This window comes from Acinetobacter uliginosus (assembly GCF_044130295.1).
In the GTDB taxonomy this organism is placed as follows: Bacteria; Pseudomonadota; Gammaproteobacteria; order Pseudomonadales; family Moraxellaceae; genus Acinetobacter.
In genome coordinates this window covers 1-1,366 of the sequence record NZ_JBIQOC010000186.1, presented here as the reverse complement: position 1 = coordinate 1,366, position 1,366 = coordinate 1, and the positions used below count along the sequence as shown (strand labels likewise).

Here is a 1,366-nt window from a genome sequence, read left to right as displayed (position 1 = left end):
CATAGGTATCTACACATCTTTAGGTACCTAATGCAATTGTTGCGATTTCATTCAGTTCATCTATTGAATATTCCGAGAGCAGTTGAAGAGTGTTCAGTAAAATCGAAAGTCCTGCCAATATTGCAGGTGCACTTTCCAACTTACCTCTCTTCTGCTGTCGGCCTGAAAGACGGGCCAGAAATATACGAATTTTCTGATTTTGTTCATCTTCAGAACGCTGTATTCGCCAAGTCAGCACACACGCCATACTGCTGATCAGGAGCCGTCTTAAAATCGCTGCAGGTGTGGTCTGAAGCCATGATTCAACGTCATGGCCTGCCTGCTTGAGAAGCTTGAAATAGCACTCAATTGTCCAGCGCCAGTAATACCAGGTGGTTAGTTCTACCGCATCAATCTCTGAAGAAACATTGCTGATCAGCGACCATCTCGCGACTGTTTTACCTTGAGCATCTTTCACCACAGCAACAATTAATCTGGCTGCAACCGCCTTGCCTGGCTGGGGAGTAACCCGTTGGCCTGAATCGTCTTTTCTCTTCGGCTTTGCTGCACGCGTTATCCGAATATCGGTTTCTCCAACATGCAGCATATGCCGGTTTCCTTTATAAGCAATCGGCTTAACCTGCTGAGTTACTACTTTTTCTGCGGCTTCTGCAACTTTGTAGGTTTCCCCTTGATGCTCAATCCGATGGCTTTCTTTGGCCCGGATCAACCATTTAAAACCATGGCTGCTGATTTCCCTCAAGTGGGCAATCGAGTCTCCTTCACGGTCAATGATATGGACTTTTGTTTTCTCAATCGGATACTGTTCAATCGTTTTAATTTGTTCTGCGAGTGAGTCCAAATGGGACTTGCGCTCGCTGTATTGTTCACTGAATGTAGAGTAACAGCCGGATGCATCTGTTAGCGTCTGAGCTAATGGCGCAATCGGGAGCCCTGATGATGCATCGACAAGTAAACTGCTTTGCAATTCATAGCCTGAATTCACCTGTGTTCTTTGAAGACGCTGAACCTTATGATTGTGCTTCACATACTGCAGCTGAGACCAGTCATGAACGATTAATGCATACTGATGCGGTGATGTCTTGATCTGTTCGCATGCAAGAAGCTTAATCGGCTGGTTTAATTGACTAAAAGAGATTTTATCATTATTCAGGAATCGCCAAACTGCCTGTGTAGTTGAGAAACTCGACTTTTGGGTAGAGGCTAGGTCTTTGATTGCGGGAGCAAGTGAAGCAAGAGGATTCATATTGAGTTTTACAAGGCTGTTATAGCGTTTGACAAGACGCTGATCCAGACCAGAGATGTGAAATTGAAGAGCATGCTCTTCAATTTAACGCAAAGCTCGGAAATTGTGTAGATACCTATG

At 44.7% G+C, this 1,366-nt stretch carries 1 protein-coding gene; it reads right to left on the bottom strand.

The window, feature by feature from the left end:
* Window positions 1-19: 19 nt before the first annotated feature.
* Window positions 20-1,246, bottom strand: coding sequence for a transposase (locus ACE01T_RS17625; RefSeq protein ID WP_180174931.1), 1,227 nt, complete (start codon window positions 1,244-1,246; stop codon window positions 20-22).
* Window positions 1,247-1,366 lie beyond the last annotated feature (120 nt).

What these genes read in the sequence shown, in the direction of transcription:
- ACE01T_RS17625 (WP_180174931.1), bottom strand. Translation starts at nt 1,246, where the DNA reads ATGAATCCTCTTGCTTCACTTGCTCCCGCAATCAAAGACCTAGCCTCT.